The organism is Gordonia sp. YC-XJ4 (assembly GCF_059511865.1).
Map to the genome: position 1 here is coordinate 3415187 of NZ_CM183447.1, position 15595 is coordinate 3430781.

Below are 15595 nucleotides of genomic sequence, written 5' to 3' on the forward strand. Positions count from 1 at the left end.
TCGTGTGACTTGTGTGATTACTGAGAGAGTATCGGCCGGGATCCCATGATCGCGGTACCGACACGCACACATGTCGAGCCGTATTCGACGGCGATCGCCATGTCGCCACTCATGCCGGCCGACAGCGCTGTCGCATCCGGATGCTCCCGCAGGAATCCCTCGCGGATGCGCGCGGTCGTCGCCATCCACTCCCGCACCTCACCGTGCGTCGGCGCGATGACCATCAAGCCCGCCAGCCGCAGCGACGGCGCGGCGACCACGCGCTGTGCGAGTTCGGGCAGCTCCGCCTCGATGACGCCACCCCGCGTCGGATCACCGTCGAGACTGACCTGACAGAACACCCCGAGCGGTTCGGTGCGCAGCTGCTCGTGCAACGCCGCCTGCGCGGCCGTCGCCAACTGGTCGACGAGCTTGTCGCGATCGACCGAATGCACCGAACGCGCCCAGCGCGCAACGGTTTTCGCCTTCTTGGTCTGCACGCTGCCGATCATGTCGAAGACGGCTCCGCTGCTGTCGACGAGCTCACCGAGTTCGGCGATCTTGCGACTGGCCTCGGGTTCGCGGGACTCGCCGAACTCGCGCTCTCCCAGCTCGATCAGCCGCGCAACATCGGCGGCCGGAAAGAACTTGGTCACCACCAGCAGCTCGACGTCACCCGGCGCTCGACCGGCGCGGGCGACGGCCGCGTCGAGTTCCCCGCGCACGGTGGCCAGGCGCTGCGCGAGCTCCTCGGTGCGCGGATCGCTCACCGGTCGATCCAGATGACCGAGGCCAGCCGACCCGTCGGTGCGCCGCGACGGTGACTGAACAGATCGGTGTCGGAGATGGTGCACCGCGGGTCGACGGCCACCGAGTTCACCCCGACGGCCAGCAACTGCCGCCGGATACCGGCCCGCAGATCCAGACCAGCGGTGCCCTTCGCGGTCCGGCAGGCGCTGCCGGGCAGGTGCTCCTCGACGTCGCGCTGCATCGCGTCGGGCACCTCGTAGCGCTCACCGCCGGCTGCCGGGCCGAGAAAGGCCCCGATGCGCTCGGGACGCGCGCCGAGCCGGATCATCGCGCGCAGGGTGGCCGGCACGATGCCGATGCGGGCACCGACGCGACCGGCGTGGACACCGGCGATGACACCGGCCTCGTCGTCGCTGAGCAACACCGGCACGCAATCGGCCGAGAGCACCGCGAGCGCCACCCCGGGCAGGGCGGTGACCAGTGCGTCGGTGGCCGGCACGCGGATCGACGGGCCCACCTTCTCGACGTCGGGTGCGGTGAACGTCGACTCGTCGACCACGGTCACGTTGCGGCTGTGGATCTGCTCCATCCACACCACCCGGGATTCGTCCACCCCGATCTGGCGGGCCAGCCGCGAACGATTGGCGGCGACCGCTGCGGGGTCGTCACCGACGTGATCGCCGAGATTGAAACTGTCGTAGGGCGCCTGCGAGCTGCCGCCGGCGCGGGTGGTGACCACCCGACGCACCCGGGCTGCCGTCGCCGGTCCGCCGGTCCCACCCATGACTATCGCTTCATGAAGGAGGGCACATCGACGTCGTCGTCGTCGAGGGTCACGTTGTTGCGACGCGGCCGCTCCGGTGTCGACGACGAGGCGAAGGGATCGCCCTGCCCCGACGGCATCTCGCCGAACAGGGGGTCGTTCTTCGCCGGCCGGGACACGTCGCCGGCCTGCGCGGCCCCGACCTTGCCCGCTCCGGCGGCGGGGGCGTCGGCACGCTTGCGCGGTGAGCCACCGTCGAAACCGGCGGCGATCACGGTCACCCGCACCTCGTCGCCGAGGTTGTCGTCGATCACCGTGCCGAAGATGATGTTCGCGTCCTCGTGGGCGGCCTCCTGGACCTGGGTCGCGGCGTTGTGGATCTCGAACAGACCGAGGTCACTGCCACCGGCGATCGAGATGAGCACACCACGCGCACCTTCCATCGACGCCTCGAGCAACGGCGAGTTGATCGCCGACTCGGCGGCCTTCTTCGCACGGTCCTCGCCGCGCGAGGAGCCGATCCCCATCAGGGCGCTGCCGGCATCGCTCATGACGCCCTTGACGTCGGCGAAGTCGACGTTGATCAGGCCCGGGGTGGTGATCAGGTCGGTGATGCCCTGCACGCCGTTGAGGAGCACCTCGTCGGCGCTGCGGAAGGCGTCCATCAGGCTCACCTGGGCGTCGCCGAGCTGCAGCAGACGGTCGTTGGGGATGACGATCAACGTGTCGCACGACTCGCGCAGCGCGGTGATCCCGGCTTCAGCCTGGCCGCCGCGGCGCTTGCCCTCGAATGCGAACGGTCGGGTCACCACGCCGACGGTCAGCGCACCGAGCTTGCGGGCGATCTGGGCCACCACCGGTGCACCACCGGTGCCGGTGCCGCCGCCCTCTCCCGCGGTCACGAAGACCATGTCGGCGCCCTTGAGGAGCTCCTCGATCTCGTCGCGGGCGTCCTCGGCCGCACGCCGGCCGACCTCGGGATCGGCACCGGCGCCGAGCCCACGGGTCGAGTCGCGTCCCACGTCGAGTTTGACGTCGGCATCGCTCATCAACAGCGCCTGGGCATCGGTGTTGATGGCGATGAACTCCACCCCCTTGAGCCCCTGCTCGATCATGCGGTTCACGGCGTTGACGCCGCCGCCGCCGATGCCGACGACCTTGATCACGGCCAGGTAGTTGTGCGGTGGCGTCATGACGCTCGCCTTCCTCTTGTCGATCGCGAAACCCTAAACCTCAACCATAGATTCAGAGTTATGTCAAGTAGTGATGTTGGGATTGACGCTAGGCATCACCACCCCGGTGGGCCAGCAGGTGGCCCGGCGTGTCGCCAAACTCGTGTCCCCCGACACCGATTCGCACGGCGTCGACAGCGAATCCTCAGCGAAAGGCGGGGAAATTCGGCGCCGAGACGTTGTACTCGGTCGCCTTCTGGCTCAGGAGGTAGCCGAGAGTGCGCGCCTTCTCGTCGTTGCGGGTGTCGTCACCCCAGATGACCTTGCGGTTGCCGGTCAACGCGAATTCGATGTCCACCGGCGAATTCGCGATCACCCGCAGCACCAGCGCCGACAACTGCGGCGGCAGGTCTGCGGTCACCCCGAGCGCAGCGCGCGTCGTCGGATCGGCCGGGCCGGGGGTCGCGGTCTGCAACACCGGGAGTTTCTTGATCTCCGGCGGAATCGAGGAGTTCGGGTACGTCAGATAGCCCACTCCGGACCGGTCGAGCACGTGCACCTTGTCGCCGTCGGGGACAACCGCGACCGGCACCCGTTCGATGACGGTGATCTGCAGGGTCGAGGGATAACTGCGCTGCACCCGCGCCGAGGAGATCGACGGGATGGCCGCGATCCGCCGGGCCACCGCCTCGGTGTCGACCTGCAGCAGCGGCGTACCGGGGGCCACCGCGGCGGCATCGAGGATCTGCGCCCCCGGGACGGTCCGGTTGTCACTGATCTCGGTGTTGCGCACCGACATCAGCGGCGTCAGGTAGGCGATGAGCACCAGACCCACGACCACCACGACGGTCAGGACGACGCCGAGAACGATCCGCGGACGACGCCGTTGCGGCAGCACACGCATCAGCGCTCACCGCCGCCCGTTCCCCCGGCGTCGGCACCACGATCCCCACCGGACGCGCGATGCGCGAGTGCGGCAAGGATTTCCGGGCCCTGCATGGTGATATCGCCCGCACCGAGGGTCAGCACCACGTCCCCCGGCCGCACCAGCCCGGCCACCGTGGTTGCCAGTGCGGACAAATCGGGCTCGAAGTGTGCCGCTCGCGTCATCCGCTCGACGATCATCCGGCCACTGACACCGGGTACCGGCTGCTCGCGCGCCCCGTACACGTCGGCGACCACCACCGCATCGGCAAGGTCGAGCGCAGCAGCAAACTCGTCAGCGAATTCCTCTGTGCGCGAATACAAGTGGGGTTGGAATACCGCGACGACGCGGCGTCGGCGACCGGAGTCGTCGCCGTCGACCATGGCACGCGCGGCCGTCAGCACCGCGGTCACCTCGGTCGGATGATGGGCGTAATCATCGAAGACCTCGACCACTCCCCCAGCGGCCGAACCCTGCCCGGCGCTGTCGTCGTCGACACCACCGCCCTCGACACCACCGTCGTCGATGCTCACGCGACCCTTGAATTCGAACCGCCGCCGCACACCGGCGAACGCCTCGATCCCCGCGATCACCGCCGAGAGATCACCGCCCGCACGGGTGGCAGCGACGATCGCGGCAATCGCGTTGCGCGCCATGTGGATTCCCGGGATCGTCAACGCCACCGAGCGGTCCGCGGAACTGTCCACCGCCGCGCCGGGATCGACGACCGGCGCGCCGAAGCGCACACCGATCTCGCTGCCGGCCGCCGTCGGCGTCCACGACGTCATCGTCGCCACCACCCGCACGCCGTCGGGAACCTCCACCTCCGGCGCGCCATAACCCAGCACCGACACGCCACGCTGCGTCAGAGACGCCGCGTGGCGCCGCGCAAGTGCGCAAGCGCCCGGATCGTCGAGACACACCACCAACGATCCACCCGGCTTGATCCGCGCAACGAACTCGTCGAACACCGCAACATAGCGCTCCACGGTGCCGAAGAAGTCGAGATGATCGACCTCGATGTTGGTGACCACCACGATGTCCGGGACGTACTCGAGCAGCGAGCCGTCACTCTCATCGGCCTCGGCCACGAACACCGACCCGCTGCCGTGATGGGCGTTGGTGCCCGACTCGTTGAGCTCACCGCCGATCGCGAACGACGGATCGAGGCCACAGTGCTGCAGCGCCACCACGGTCATCGAGGTGGTCGAGGTCTTGCCGTGCGTGCCCGCGATCAGCACCGAGCGGTACCCGACCATCAACTCCGCCAGCACATGCGGACGCAACAGGATCGGGATCCGGCGCGACCGCGCGGCAACGAGTTCCGGATTGGTCTTGGGGATCGCCGCGTGCGTCGTCACCACCACCGACGGACCGCCGGGGATCTGGTCCAGCGCCGAGGGATCGTGCCCCACCTGAATCAGGGCGCCACGTGTGCGCAACGCCAGGATGCCGCGACTGCTCTTGGCGTCCGACCCCGACACCTGGGAGCCCCGCGCGAGCAGGATGCGCGCCAAACCCGACATGCCCGCGCCACCGATTCCGACCATGTGGACGCGGCGCAGGTGGTCGGGGAGCTCCCCGACCGCCGACCCCGACACGTCGCCGGTCATGGGTTCACCTCCATCGCCGGATCCCGCACGAGAACTCACGTCGGCACCAGGCGTGCCGACTCCCCAATTGTTCACTGCTCGGGGGCCGAAAGCGGCGAACGAAACGCGGCCGACAGCGGCTTACGATGCTCACCGGCGCGAAAACGCGCAGCCAGGTCCAGCGCCGCCCGCGCCACCTCGGTCGCCGCGTCGCGATGTCCGGTACCCGACGCGGCCGCCGACATCGCCGCCAGCCGTTCCGGATCCGACAACAGGGCTGGCACCTCCCGCGCCACCCAGTCGCTGGTGAGATCGTCGTTGTCGACGAGCAGCCCACCGCCCGCACGCACGACCGGCAACGCGTTGAGCCGCTGCTCACCATTGCCATGCGGCAACGGCACATAGATCGCCGGGAGCCCGGTCGCCGACACCTCGGCCACCGTCATCGCACCCGACCGGCACACGACCAGGTCGGCCGCGGCATATGCGAGATCCATCCGCTTGAGATATCCGACACCCCGATACGGTGGTGCCCCCTCGGGCGAGACCGGATCGATCGAGTTCTTCGGTCCGTACGCATGCAGGACACCGATACCCGCGCGACCCAACGCCTCGGCCGCACCGGCCACCGCCGCATTGAGCTGCGCGGCACCCTGCGAGCCGCCGAACACCAGTAGCGTCGGAGCGTCCTCGTCGAGCCCGAAGTAATGACGAGCCTTGGCGCGCAACGCCATCCGATCCAACTCGGCGATCTGCCCGCGCACCGGGATACCTACCACCCGGGCGTCGGCGAGCCCCGAACCGTCCACCGCCGCAAGCACCACGTCGGCGAACCGTGCACCCACCTTGTTGGCAATACCCGCACTGGCATTCGCCTCATGGATCACCACCGGCAACCGCCGCTTGCCCCGCAGATGCGCCTGCGCCGCGAGATAGGCGGGAATCGACACATAACCGCCGAAACCGACGACGACGTCGGCATCCACCGCCGCCAGCGCCTTGCGTGCGGCTGCCACCGACCGGGCCAATCGCAGCGGGGTCTTCGCCAACTCCACACCCGGCTTACGCGGCAACGGCACCGGCGGGATCAACGACAACTCGTATCCACGCTCGGGAACCAGCGACGTCTCCAGCCCACGACTCGTCCCCAACGCGGTGATCCTGGCCTGGGGATCCAGACGCCGCACCGCGTCGGCGACCGCCAACGCAGGCTCGATGTGCCCGGCGGTACCGCCACCGGCCACCACCACCGAGAGCGGGCGAGAATCCGATCCCTCGGCCCGGGCAGCACCGTGCTCCTGTGATTCCATCGCGGGTCGTCAACTCCATTCCGCCGCCAGTCGGCGGGTCACACCGTCACGTCCAAACACGCACGTCCGCCTCAGCGGCGACGCGCCGTACCACTGGGATATCCGCGCGGCTGCGACCGCGACTGCGTACCCGAATATCCCGACCGGGGCCGCCACGAATGACCGGCCGAGTACCGCCCGCTCGCTTCGCTCCCGGCGCCCCGAAAACCAGGCCCGCTCGCTTCGCTCCCGGCGCCCCAATAACGAGGCCCGCTCGCTTCGCTCCCGGCGCCTGCACGATACCTGCCGGCGCCCCGCGTCGCCCCCGCCGGGCGCACCGCCGTCTGACCGGCGGCGCCCGACCTGCGACCACCCGGCAGCACCCGGCGCCACATCGGTCGCTTGGCCTCCGGCGTCGGAGCCGGACCACGCCCCGGGCCCGGCCGTCCGCGACGCGCCGGCGCGGGCGTCGTGCCCGACCCCGAACGCCTGCCATCGAGTCGATCACGCAGTACCTCGGCGCGAGAAGGCTTGTAGGCCACCGGAGTCGGCAGGCGCAGGATCCGGCCCAGCCGTCCGGGCCTACTCGTGGACAACGCCACCACCGCTTCCGGTTCATGGCGGGCCGCGTTGGCCAACAACCCGAGCATCGCCAACACCGTCAGCGTCGACGTGCCGCCCGCCGACAACAACGGCAACTGGATGCCGGTCACCGGCAGCAGGCCGATCACGTATCCGATGTTGATCAGCGCCTGTGTGGTGATCAACACGGTGATCGTCGCCGTCATCAACCGCAGGAACGGATCGGTCGACCGGTGGGCGATGCGCAGACCGACGAAGGTGAAGATCACGAACAGCGCCACCACCAGCAGGCCCCCGATCAGCCCGAGTTCCTCACCGATGATCGCGAAGATGAAGTCGTTGTGCGCGTTGGGCAGATAGTTCCATTTGGCACGACTCTGCCCGAGCCCCACCCCGAACACACCGCCGTTGGCCAGGGCGTAGGTCGCCTGACGTGCCTGGTATCCGGCGCCCTGCGGATCGTCGATACCGCCGAGGAAGCTCATCACACGCTGCGAGCGATAGCCCTCGACCAGAGCCAGCACGATCGCGATGCCCGCACCCGTCAGCGCGAACGCGGAGAACACCTTGATCGGCAGCCCCGCGAACCACAGCAGGGTGCCGATGATGATCGCGATGGTGATCGTGGTCGACAGGTTCGGCTCGAGGATGATCAGAAGGCAGATCAGCAGACCGACCGGCAACAACGGGATCAGCAGTTCCTTCAGTGGTGCGTTGTCCCGACGCCGCGACGCCAGCAGATGCGCACCCCACACACAGAGCGCGACCTTCACCAGCTCCGACGGCTGCACCGACAGCCCCGAGATGACGAACCAGCGTCGGGCACCCTGGCTGAGTGTGCCCACCCCGGGGATCAGCACCAGTGCCAGCAGCACCGTCGTGATCACCATCAGGGGCGCGGCCATCCGGCGCAACAACCGCACCGGCAGTCGCAACGTCAGGTAGAAGACCACCACGCCCAGCAGCGCGAACACGACCTGCGTCGCGAACAGACCGTAGGCCGATCCATCCTGGGAATAGCCCTCCACCGACGACGCCGAGAGCACCATCACCAGCCCGAACGCCGTCAACAAGAACGCCAGCGTCAGGATCAGGTGATACGACGCGAGCGGGCGGCCGAGCAGGCTGCGCGTACCCTCCGCGATCGTCGACAACGCCGTACCGACCATCTCGACCGGACCGGCCTGCGTTCGCGTGTCGGACGCTCGCGCATCCGCTCGGGACCGGGAGCGTCGTGCCGAGGGCTTGGTCTCCCTCGTCTCGGCGGCGTCGTCCTCGGCACCGTCGGTCGCGGCCCGGTCGTTCGCAGTACCGTCGGCGTCGGTGTGCGAGTGCACATCCGGGTCGTCGGTGGGTGCGTCGACATCGTCGGACGACCCGTCCGTCGACGCGGCGCTCATCGCCGCTGCGCCTGCGCGTCGACCGCCCCGCCCTCGCCGGCGAGCGACCGTGCGGCGTCGGCGAAGGCATCCCCGCGGCGACCGTAGCCGGCGAACATGTCCAGTGACGCGGCCGCGGGCGCCAGCAGGATCGCGTCGGGACGATCCTCGCCCCGGTGGGCGGCGGCGAGGGACCATGCGACGTGGACGGCGCGATCCATCACCGCCACCGCGGCCTCGCCGGGTGCCGCTGCCGGTGCCGCTGCGGATGCCGATGCCGATGACACATCGGAGGTACCCGGGGCGCCGGAGGCACCCGGAGCTGCGGGCAAGTCGACGCCCGACGGGAAGGAGAGCTCTCGCTGTACGGTCACGCAGCCATCGTCCCCTGTGAACACTGTGACGGTTGGGACTTCTGGGGCGTGTCGCGCGATCGCTGCGACAACCAGCTCGCGATCGCGCCCGATCGCGACGACGCCGGCGAGGCGATCGGCGACGGCGTCGAGCATGCTCGCCAGCGACGCGCCCTTGAGCAGGCCACCGGCGATCAGGACCACCCGGCGATGGGCGGCGATCGCCGCCTGCGCGGCATGCGGATTGGTCGCCTTGGAGTCGTCGACGAAGGCGATCCCGTCCCGCTCTGCAACGACCTCACCACGGTGTGCGGCCGGTCGGAACGCGGCCAGGGCCGATCGGATCGGGTCGGGGGCGATACCGATCGACCGGGCCAACGCCGCTGCGGCCAGGGCGTCGGCCAGACCGGACGGACCAGGTGGCCGGATAACCGCGGCGTCGGCGAGTGCGGTGCCCGCTGCCATTCCGACCCCTGCCACCCCGCCTGCTTCGCCGAACGCGCGGTCGACCAGTTCCCCGTCGCGAACCCCGAGTTCACCGTCGGCGGGCGCCGACAGCGTGAACCCGACCCGCCGGCCCACGACCGGCAACGCTGCGGCGATGGGATCGTCGAGCCCGACGACCCCGACGACCCCGTGCAGGGCGATCTGCTTGGCCTGCGCATAGGCGTCGAAGGACCCGTGCCAGTCGAGGTGATCGTCGGCGACGTTCAGCACGACACCGGCACTCGGCGCGATCGACGGTGCCCAATACAGCTGGAATGACGAGAGTTCTGCGCAGAGCACGTCGACGCGGGGACTCTCGGCCATGGCGTCGAGCACCGGGAGCCCGATGTTGCCGCACGCTGCGCAGGCACGCCCGGACGCGGCGACGATGTCGGCGAGCATCGAGGTCGTCGTCGTCTTCCCGTTGGTGCCGGTGACGACCAGCCAGGTACGCGGGGGTCCGTAGATGCCGGCTGCGTCGAGTTGCCAGGCGAGTTCGACCTCACCCCAGATGGGGAGGCCTGCGGCGCGTGCGGCGGCGGGGAGCGGGTGGTCGGGAGCGAAGCCCGGCGACACGATGACCAGGTCGGTGCGTTCCGCCCAGGTCGGATCGGCGAGTAGGTCGGCGACGGCGATCAGCCGAGCCCCGCGGTCGACCATGGCCGAGGCCCCGGCGATGGCGCCCACCCCCGCGGTGGTGACGCGGTCGTCGGCGATGGTGACCTGCGCGCCCAGATCGAGCAGATGACGTGCCGCCGACATCCCGGCCGACCCGCCACCGGCGACGAGCACCGACCGGCCCGGCAGCGGTGCCCCGGAGTGGGGCGTCGCACTCATCGTCTCAGCCCTTGACGGCCAGGAATTCGCCGTAGAACAGCGAGAGCCCCAGCGCACAGGCGATGGCCGTCAACAGCCAGAACCGGATGATCACCGTCGTCTCCGCCCAACCACCGAGCTCGAAGTGGTGGTGGAACGGCGCCATCCGGAACACCCGTCGTCCGGTGGTCCGGAAGAACGCGATCTGGATGACCACCGACACGATCTCGGCGACGAACAGGGCACCGATCACGACGGCGAGCAACTCGGTGCGGGTGGTGATGGACAGTCCGGCGAGCATGCCACCGAGCGCCAGTGACCCGGTGTCGCCCATGAAGATCTTGGCCGGTGCGGCATTCCACCAGAGGAACCCCAGGCAGGCTCCGCCACCGGCGACCGCGATCAGCGCCAGATCCAGCGGATCGCGCACGTTGTAGCAACCCTGGGGGATGTCGTTGGCCGGTTTCGCCCCGCCCGAGCAGGCGTTGACGAACTGGAAGAAGGCCACCAGCACATAGGAGCCGAGCACCATCGCCATCGAGCCGGCGGCCAGGCCGTCGAGGCCGTCGGTGAAATTGACGGCGTTCGACCACGCGGCGACCACCAGCCAGACGAAGACGACGAAGGCCACCGACACCATCGAGATCGCGTCGATGTCGCGGACGTAGGACAGGTACGGTCCGGCCGGGGTGAGACCGGCGTTGTTACGGAACTGCAGCACCAGGATGCCGAACAGGATCGCGGCGATGAACTGCCCGATCGATTTGGCGGTCTTGTTGAGTCCCAGGTTGCGATGCTTACGGATCTTGATGAAGTCGTCGAGGAAGCCGACACCGCCCAATGCCGTTGCGAGCCCGAGCACGAGCAATCCCGATGCGCTCGGCCCGGCGTCGGAGTCCATGAACACCCCGGCCAGGTGGGCACCGAAATAACCGGCCCACAAGGCGATCAGGATCGCGACGCCGCCCATGGACGGGGTGCCTCGTTTGGTCTGGTGGCTCTGCGGGCCCTCGACCCGGATCTCCTGACCGAAGCCCTGCCGCGAGAACAACCGGATCAGCAACGGGGTGAGCATGATCGACACCGCCACCGCGATGGCCCCCGCGATGAGGATCTGGGTCACCTGAACGTCCTCGCCTTCATTCGTTCGCTCCTGCGTTCGGGGTGTCCGGCCGCTCTGCCCGCCCCGCCTGCTCTGTCTTCTCGGCTTGCGTTGTCGTCTCGGCCTGCAGCGTCCGCAGTGTCACCGGGTGATGACACGCGTCCTGGATGAATGCGGCGATCCCGCCGGCCGGGGCCCCCACCGCCCACAGGACGGTGTCGCCCGGCTGCGGTCGCCACTGCGGCTCGTCGACGAACAAGTCGACGAGCTCCTCGAAGCCCTGGACCTGACGCACCTCGTCACCCCAGGACCCCTCCATCACGGTGCCTTGATGCAGAGCGCGCACGGCCCTGCCAGACCCTACGCACAACACCTTGTCCACGGCGAGACGCACCGCGAGTCGGCCCACCCGGTCGTGTTCGACGGCCCGGTGGTTCTCGTCGTCGCGGTCGGGGCCGTCGACGAGGAGTTCGCCGATGATCGCCCACGTGCGCCGGCCTCGCCCGTCGCCCGTATCGCCCGCACCCGCTCGCCGAGCCCGATCGGCCGACTCGACGAGTGTCCGCAACCCCGATGTGACGTCATCGATCCGCGCGGGTATCGCGGTGGCGAGCACGGTCAGCTCAGCGCTCACCGGCGTGCCTCTCGGCCCGCCGGCTGCTCGGTGGCGCCACCGGCGATCTGGTCCAGGGCCTCGCCCAGCACCACGCGGTCGTCGAAGGGGTGCTTCACGCCGTCGATCTCCTGACCCGCCTCATGTCCCTTGCCGGCGACCAGGATCACGTCGCCGGGCTGCGCCCATTCGACGGCGGCGGTGATGGCCGCCCGCCGATCCCCGATCTCGCGGTGATCGGCACCGGCGGGCAGTTCTTCGGCGGGTACCTCCCCGATCCCGGCGAGCATCGCCGCCCGGATCGCCGCGGGGTCCTCGGTGCGCGGGTTGTCGTCGGTGATGATGACCAGCTCGGCCCCGCGGGCGGCCGCGGCGCCCATCATGGGGCGCTTACCGTGGTCCCGATCTCCGCCTGCGCCGACGACCACACCGATCCGGCCCGTGCTCTGTGCGCGCAACGTCGACAGCACGGCGTCGAGGGCGCCGGGCTTGTGCGCGTAGTCGACGATCGCCAGGAACGGCTGTCCGCGGTCGACCCGCTCGAGTCGACCGGGCACCGACACCTGCGCCATCGCGGTGGCGGCCTCGGTGGCGCTCACCCCGGAGGCAACGGCGATCGCGACGGCCAGGGTGGCGTTGGCCACGTTGAACCGGCCGGGCAGGGGCAGCACCATCTCGACGCCGCTGCGCCCGGGGCCGGCGAGCGTGACGTGCTGCGACCCGTCCGGCTCGACGGTCACCTGCTCGGCACGCCAGGTCGCCGCGACGTCCGTCGTCGACACTGTCACCGGAGCGAATGACGAACCGGCAGAAGCTATTTCGGCCATCCGACGTCCCCACTCGTCGTCGACGCAGATCACCGAGCGAACCGCGCGGGTCGACGATCCGGCAGCGAACAGGAGTGCCTTGGCCTCGAAGTAGGCGCGCATCGTCGGATGGAAATCGAGGTGATCCTGCGACAGATTCGTGAATGCGCCCACCGCGAAATGTGCACCGTCGACGCGTCCGAGCGCCAACGCGTGGCTCGAGACCTCCATGACCACGGCGTCGACGCCGCGTTCGACCATGGCGGCGAGCAACCCCTGCAGCGTCGGGGCCTCGGGGGTGGTGAGCGAACTCGGCACCGCGACGCCGTTGACCCGCGTCTGGACGGTGCCGATCAATCCCACCGAGTGCCCGGCGGCCAGCAGTGCCGCCTCGACCATGTAGGACGTCGTGGTCTTGCCGGAGGTACCGGTGATGCCGATGAGCTTGAGTCGCTGTGACGGATTGCCGTAGATGCGGGCACTGACCCCGCCGAGGACACGCCGGGGTTCGGGATGCACGAGGACCGCGCAGGTGGCGTCGGTGGGTAGGACACGCGCCAATTCGGCTCGTCCCGCGGCATCGGTGAGCACGGCGGTCGCGCCGCGTTCGACGGCGTCGGCGGCGAATCGGGCACCGTGGGTGCGGGCCCCCGGTAGCGCCGCGAACAGGTCACCCCGCCGGACGTCCTGAGCGCGCAGTGACACCCCGGTGACGGCGGTTGACGCACTCGCCTCGCCCACCAGATCGAGCCGCGCGCCGGTCGCCTGGGAGAGGACGCCGACCTCGGTGGGATCGAGATGGGTGGGGCGGCTCAGGTCGGTCGGCCGACGCCGCCGAGACGATCCGCTTCGTGCTGCTGCCATCGTGCCGATCCCCTCCTCTCACCCCGTCGAACACGTCTCGGGTCCGGACGAACCCCTGGTCATGTATCGGCTGTCGTGTGCCGACTCTCGTATGCCACTGCCGGCCGGTGTTGTCTGATACGCCCGTGAACGCACCCACGATACCGTCAGCCCGGCTGCCACCCGTGCAGGGTCGGCGCCGGGCGTCGGGGCTCACGAAGCCTGCAGCACCATGCGCGGTGTGGGCTGCGGCGATTGCGGGATGCGGTCGTGCTGCAGGATCCACGATGCGATGGACTTGAACAGCGGTGCGGCCGACTGCCCACCCGAACCGTCGGAACTGCGCTTGGGATTGTCGAGCATGATCCCGACGACGAACCGTGGGTCATCGGCCGGGGCGATCCCCGCGAAGGTGATGTTGTAGCTCGAGTTCGAGTAGCACCCACACGCGGGATCGACCTGCTGTGCCGTACCGGTCTTGCCGGACAGCTGATAGCCCGGTACCGCGCCCTTGGCGCCGGTACCCTCCTGCTCGCCCGTCGGATCGTCCTGGAAGATCCCGCGGAACATGTTGCGCACCGTCACCGCGGTCTGTGGGCTCACGACCTGCACGCCCTGTGGTCGTGGTTCGTCGGACGGCGATTGCCCCTGTCGTGTCTCGGACTCGAGAATGCGCGGCGGGATGCGCAGTCCGTCATTCGCGATGGCCTGGTACATGCCGGTCATTTGCAACAGCGTCATCGACAGGCCCTGTCCGATCGGCAGGTTCGCGAACGAACCACCGGACCACTGGCTCAGCGCGGGAACCTCGCCGCCGCTCTCGGCGGGCAGACCGACGCCGGTGATGCGGCCGAGCCCGAAGCGGTTCACCATGTCGGCGAACCGTTGCTCGCCGACCTGCTGGGCCAACATGAGGGTGCCGACGTTGGAGGACTTACTGAAGATCCCGGTGGTGGTGTACGGGGCGACACCGTGCACCCACGCGTCGTTGACGGTCACCCCGGCCATGTGGATGCTGCCGGGAACCTGATGGACCTGTTCGGGTGTCGTCAATCCGTACTGGATCGCCGCCGAGGCGGTGATCACCTTGTTCACCGAGCCCGGCTCGAACGGTGAGGTCACCGCGGGGTTGCCGAGGTTGGCGTCGGGCTGATCCGACAACGGCTTGGATGCGTTGAACGTGCCGTCGTTGGCCATCGCGAGCACCTCACCGGTCTTCGCGTCGAGCACCACCGCCGACGCCGACCGTGCCCCGGATGCGGCCTTGGCCTTCATCACCTCGCTCTGCACGTACCACTGAATGTCGGAGTCGATGGTCAGTTGCACGTTGGCGCCGTTGATCGCCGGGTGGACGTTGCGTGTCGATCCGGGGATGATCGCGCCGTCGGAACCGCGGTCGTAGGTCTTGGAGCCGTCGGTGCCGGCCAGCACCGAGTCGAGTGAGGCCTCGAGACCGATCAGTCCGTTGCCGTCGTAATTGACGTCCCCGACGATGTTGGCGGCCAGCGATCCACCGGGATAGATCCGCACGCTCTGCGGATCGGCCCCGACCTCGGGGTAGTCGGTGGTGATCCGCGACGCGACGTCCGGGCTGATCGAGCGCGCGAGATAGACGAACGTCTCGTCGCTGGTGAGCTTCTTGTAGAGGTCGTCGGCGCTGATCGATCCGCCGAGCGCGCCCGAGACACCGTCGGCGATCTGGTGCAATCGCGTCTCGACGTCAGGCAGGCTGGGATTGTCCTTGTGCGCCTTGGCGATCGAGTTGCGCACCGCTTTGGGCAGAAAGGTCAACGACCGTGCCTCGTCGGTGTAGGCCAACGGCCGTCCGTTGCGGTCGAGGATCGCCCCACGCTTGGCGGTCATGATCTGCGTGTATTCGCGCTGCGCAGCTGCCTGTTGCGCCAGCGACGGTGCCTCGATGGTGTGGACCACCACCATGCGGATGGCCACGGCGATGACCGCGAGCAGTACCACCACACCCGCGATCCGACTGCGAACCACAAAGGTGTGCGGCCGCTTCGGGGGTTGTCGGGGGGGCCGCGGTGATCGGCCTGCTCCGCCGGCGGGCGATCGGCCTGCTCCGCCGGCGGCCGAATGGCCGGAGGCGGCCGGTCTGGTCGCACGTGTCGTCATGATCGTCAATTG

General features: G+C 69.1%; 12 protein-coding genes. All 12 read right to left on the reverse strand.

Features of this window, described 5'->3' with window-relative positions; translation table 11 throughout:
* Positions 1 to 17: 17 nt before the first annotated feature.
* On the reverse strand, positions 18 to 749 hold the full coding sequence (locus AC5ZH6_RS15085) for a YggS family pyridoxal phosphate-dependent enzyme (RefSeq protein WP_006370498.1): 732 nt from the start codon (positions 747 to 749) through the stop codon (positions 18 to 20).
* The gene (gene pgeF, locus AC5ZH6_RS15090) at positions 746 to 1513 is read right to left on the reverse strand and encodes a peptidoglycan editing factor PgeF (RefSeq protein ID WP_014360349.1); all 768 of its coding nucleotides are present in this window, start codon (positions 1511 to 1513) and stop codon (positions 746 to 748) included. Before pgeF ends, AC5ZH6_RS15085 begins: the two co-directional genes overlap by 4 nt.
* Before the next feature lie 2 nt (positions 1514 to 1515).
* Positions 1516 to 2685 (reverse strand): cell division protein FtsZ, encoded by a 1170-nt coding sequence (ftsZ, locus tag AC5ZH6_RS15095; protein WP_006370500.1) that lies wholly within the window; start codon positions 2683 to 2685, stop codon positions 1516 to 1518.
* 184 nt (positions 2686 to 2869) lie between these two features.
* A complete protein-coding gene (locus AC5ZH6_RS15100; protein ID WP_006370501.1) occupies positions 2870 to 3568 on the reverse strand; it encodes a cell division protein FtsQ/DivIB in 699 nt (232 codons plus the stop codon).
* Entirely contained in the window at positions 3568 to 5202 is a 1635-nt protein-coding gene (gene murC, locus AC5ZH6_RS15105; RefSeq protein ID WP_265076577.1) for a UDP-N-acetylmuramate--L-alanine ligase, read from the reverse strand. The genes AC5ZH6_RS15100 and murC overlap by 1 nt, the downstream gene beginning before the upstream one ends.
* Positions 5203 to 5273: 71 nt before the next feature.
* The gene (gene murG, locus AC5ZH6_RS15110) at positions 5274 to 6491 is read right to left on the reverse strand and encodes an undecaprenyldiphospho-muramoylpentapeptide beta-N-acetylglucosaminyltransferase (RefSeq protein ID WP_006370503.1); all 1218 of its coding nucleotides are present in this window, start codon (positions 6489 to 6491) and stop codon (positions 5274 to 5276) included.
* A 71-nt stretch (positions 6492 to 6562) separates the two neighbouring features.
* Positions 6563 to 8452, reverse strand: a complete 1890-nt coding sequence (gene ftsW, locus AC5ZH6_RS15115) for a putative lipid II flippase FtsW (protein WP_094600703.1) — start codon at positions 8450 to 8452, stop codon at positions 6563 to 6565.
* Entirely contained in the window at positions 8449 to 10107 is a 1659-nt protein-coding gene (gene murD / locus AC5ZH6_RS15120) for a UDP-N-acetylmuramoyl-L-alanine--D-glutamate ligase (protein WP_265076578.1), read from the reverse strand. The genes ftsW and murD overlap by 4 nt, the downstream gene beginning before the upstream one ends.
* A gap of 4 nt (positions 10108 to 10111) precedes the next feature.
* Positions 10112 to 11209: a phospho-N-acetylmuramoyl-pentapeptide-transferase gene (gene mraY, locus AC5ZH6_RS15125; RefSeq protein WP_006370506.1), complete on the reverse strand. Its 1098-nt coding sequence runs from the start codon at positions 11207 to 11209 to the stop codon at positions 10112 to 10114.
* A 16-nt stretch (positions 11210 to 11225) separates the two neighbouring features.
* Positions 11226 to 11822, reverse strand: coding sequence for a hypothetical protein (locus AC5ZH6_RS15130; protein ID WP_014360354.1), 597 nt, complete (start codon positions 11820 to 11822; stop codon positions 11226 to 11228).
* Complete coding sequence (locus tag AC5ZH6_RS15135) at positions 11819 to 13471, reverse strand: UDP-N-acetylmuramoyl-L-alanyl-D-glutamate--2,6-diaminopimelate ligase (RefSeq protein WP_094600705.1); 1653 nt, start codon at positions 13469 to 13471, stop codon at positions 11819 to 11821. Before AC5ZH6_RS15135 ends, AC5ZH6_RS15130 begins: the two co-directional genes overlap by 4 nt.
* A 192-nt stretch (positions 13472 to 13663) precedes the next feature.
* A complete protein-coding gene (locus AC5ZH6_RS15140) occupies positions 13664 to 15583 on the reverse strand; it encodes a peptidoglycan D,D-transpeptidase FtsI family protein (protein WP_158512637.1) in 1920 nt (639 codons plus the stop codon).
* Positions 15584 to 15595 lie beyond the last annotated feature (12 nt).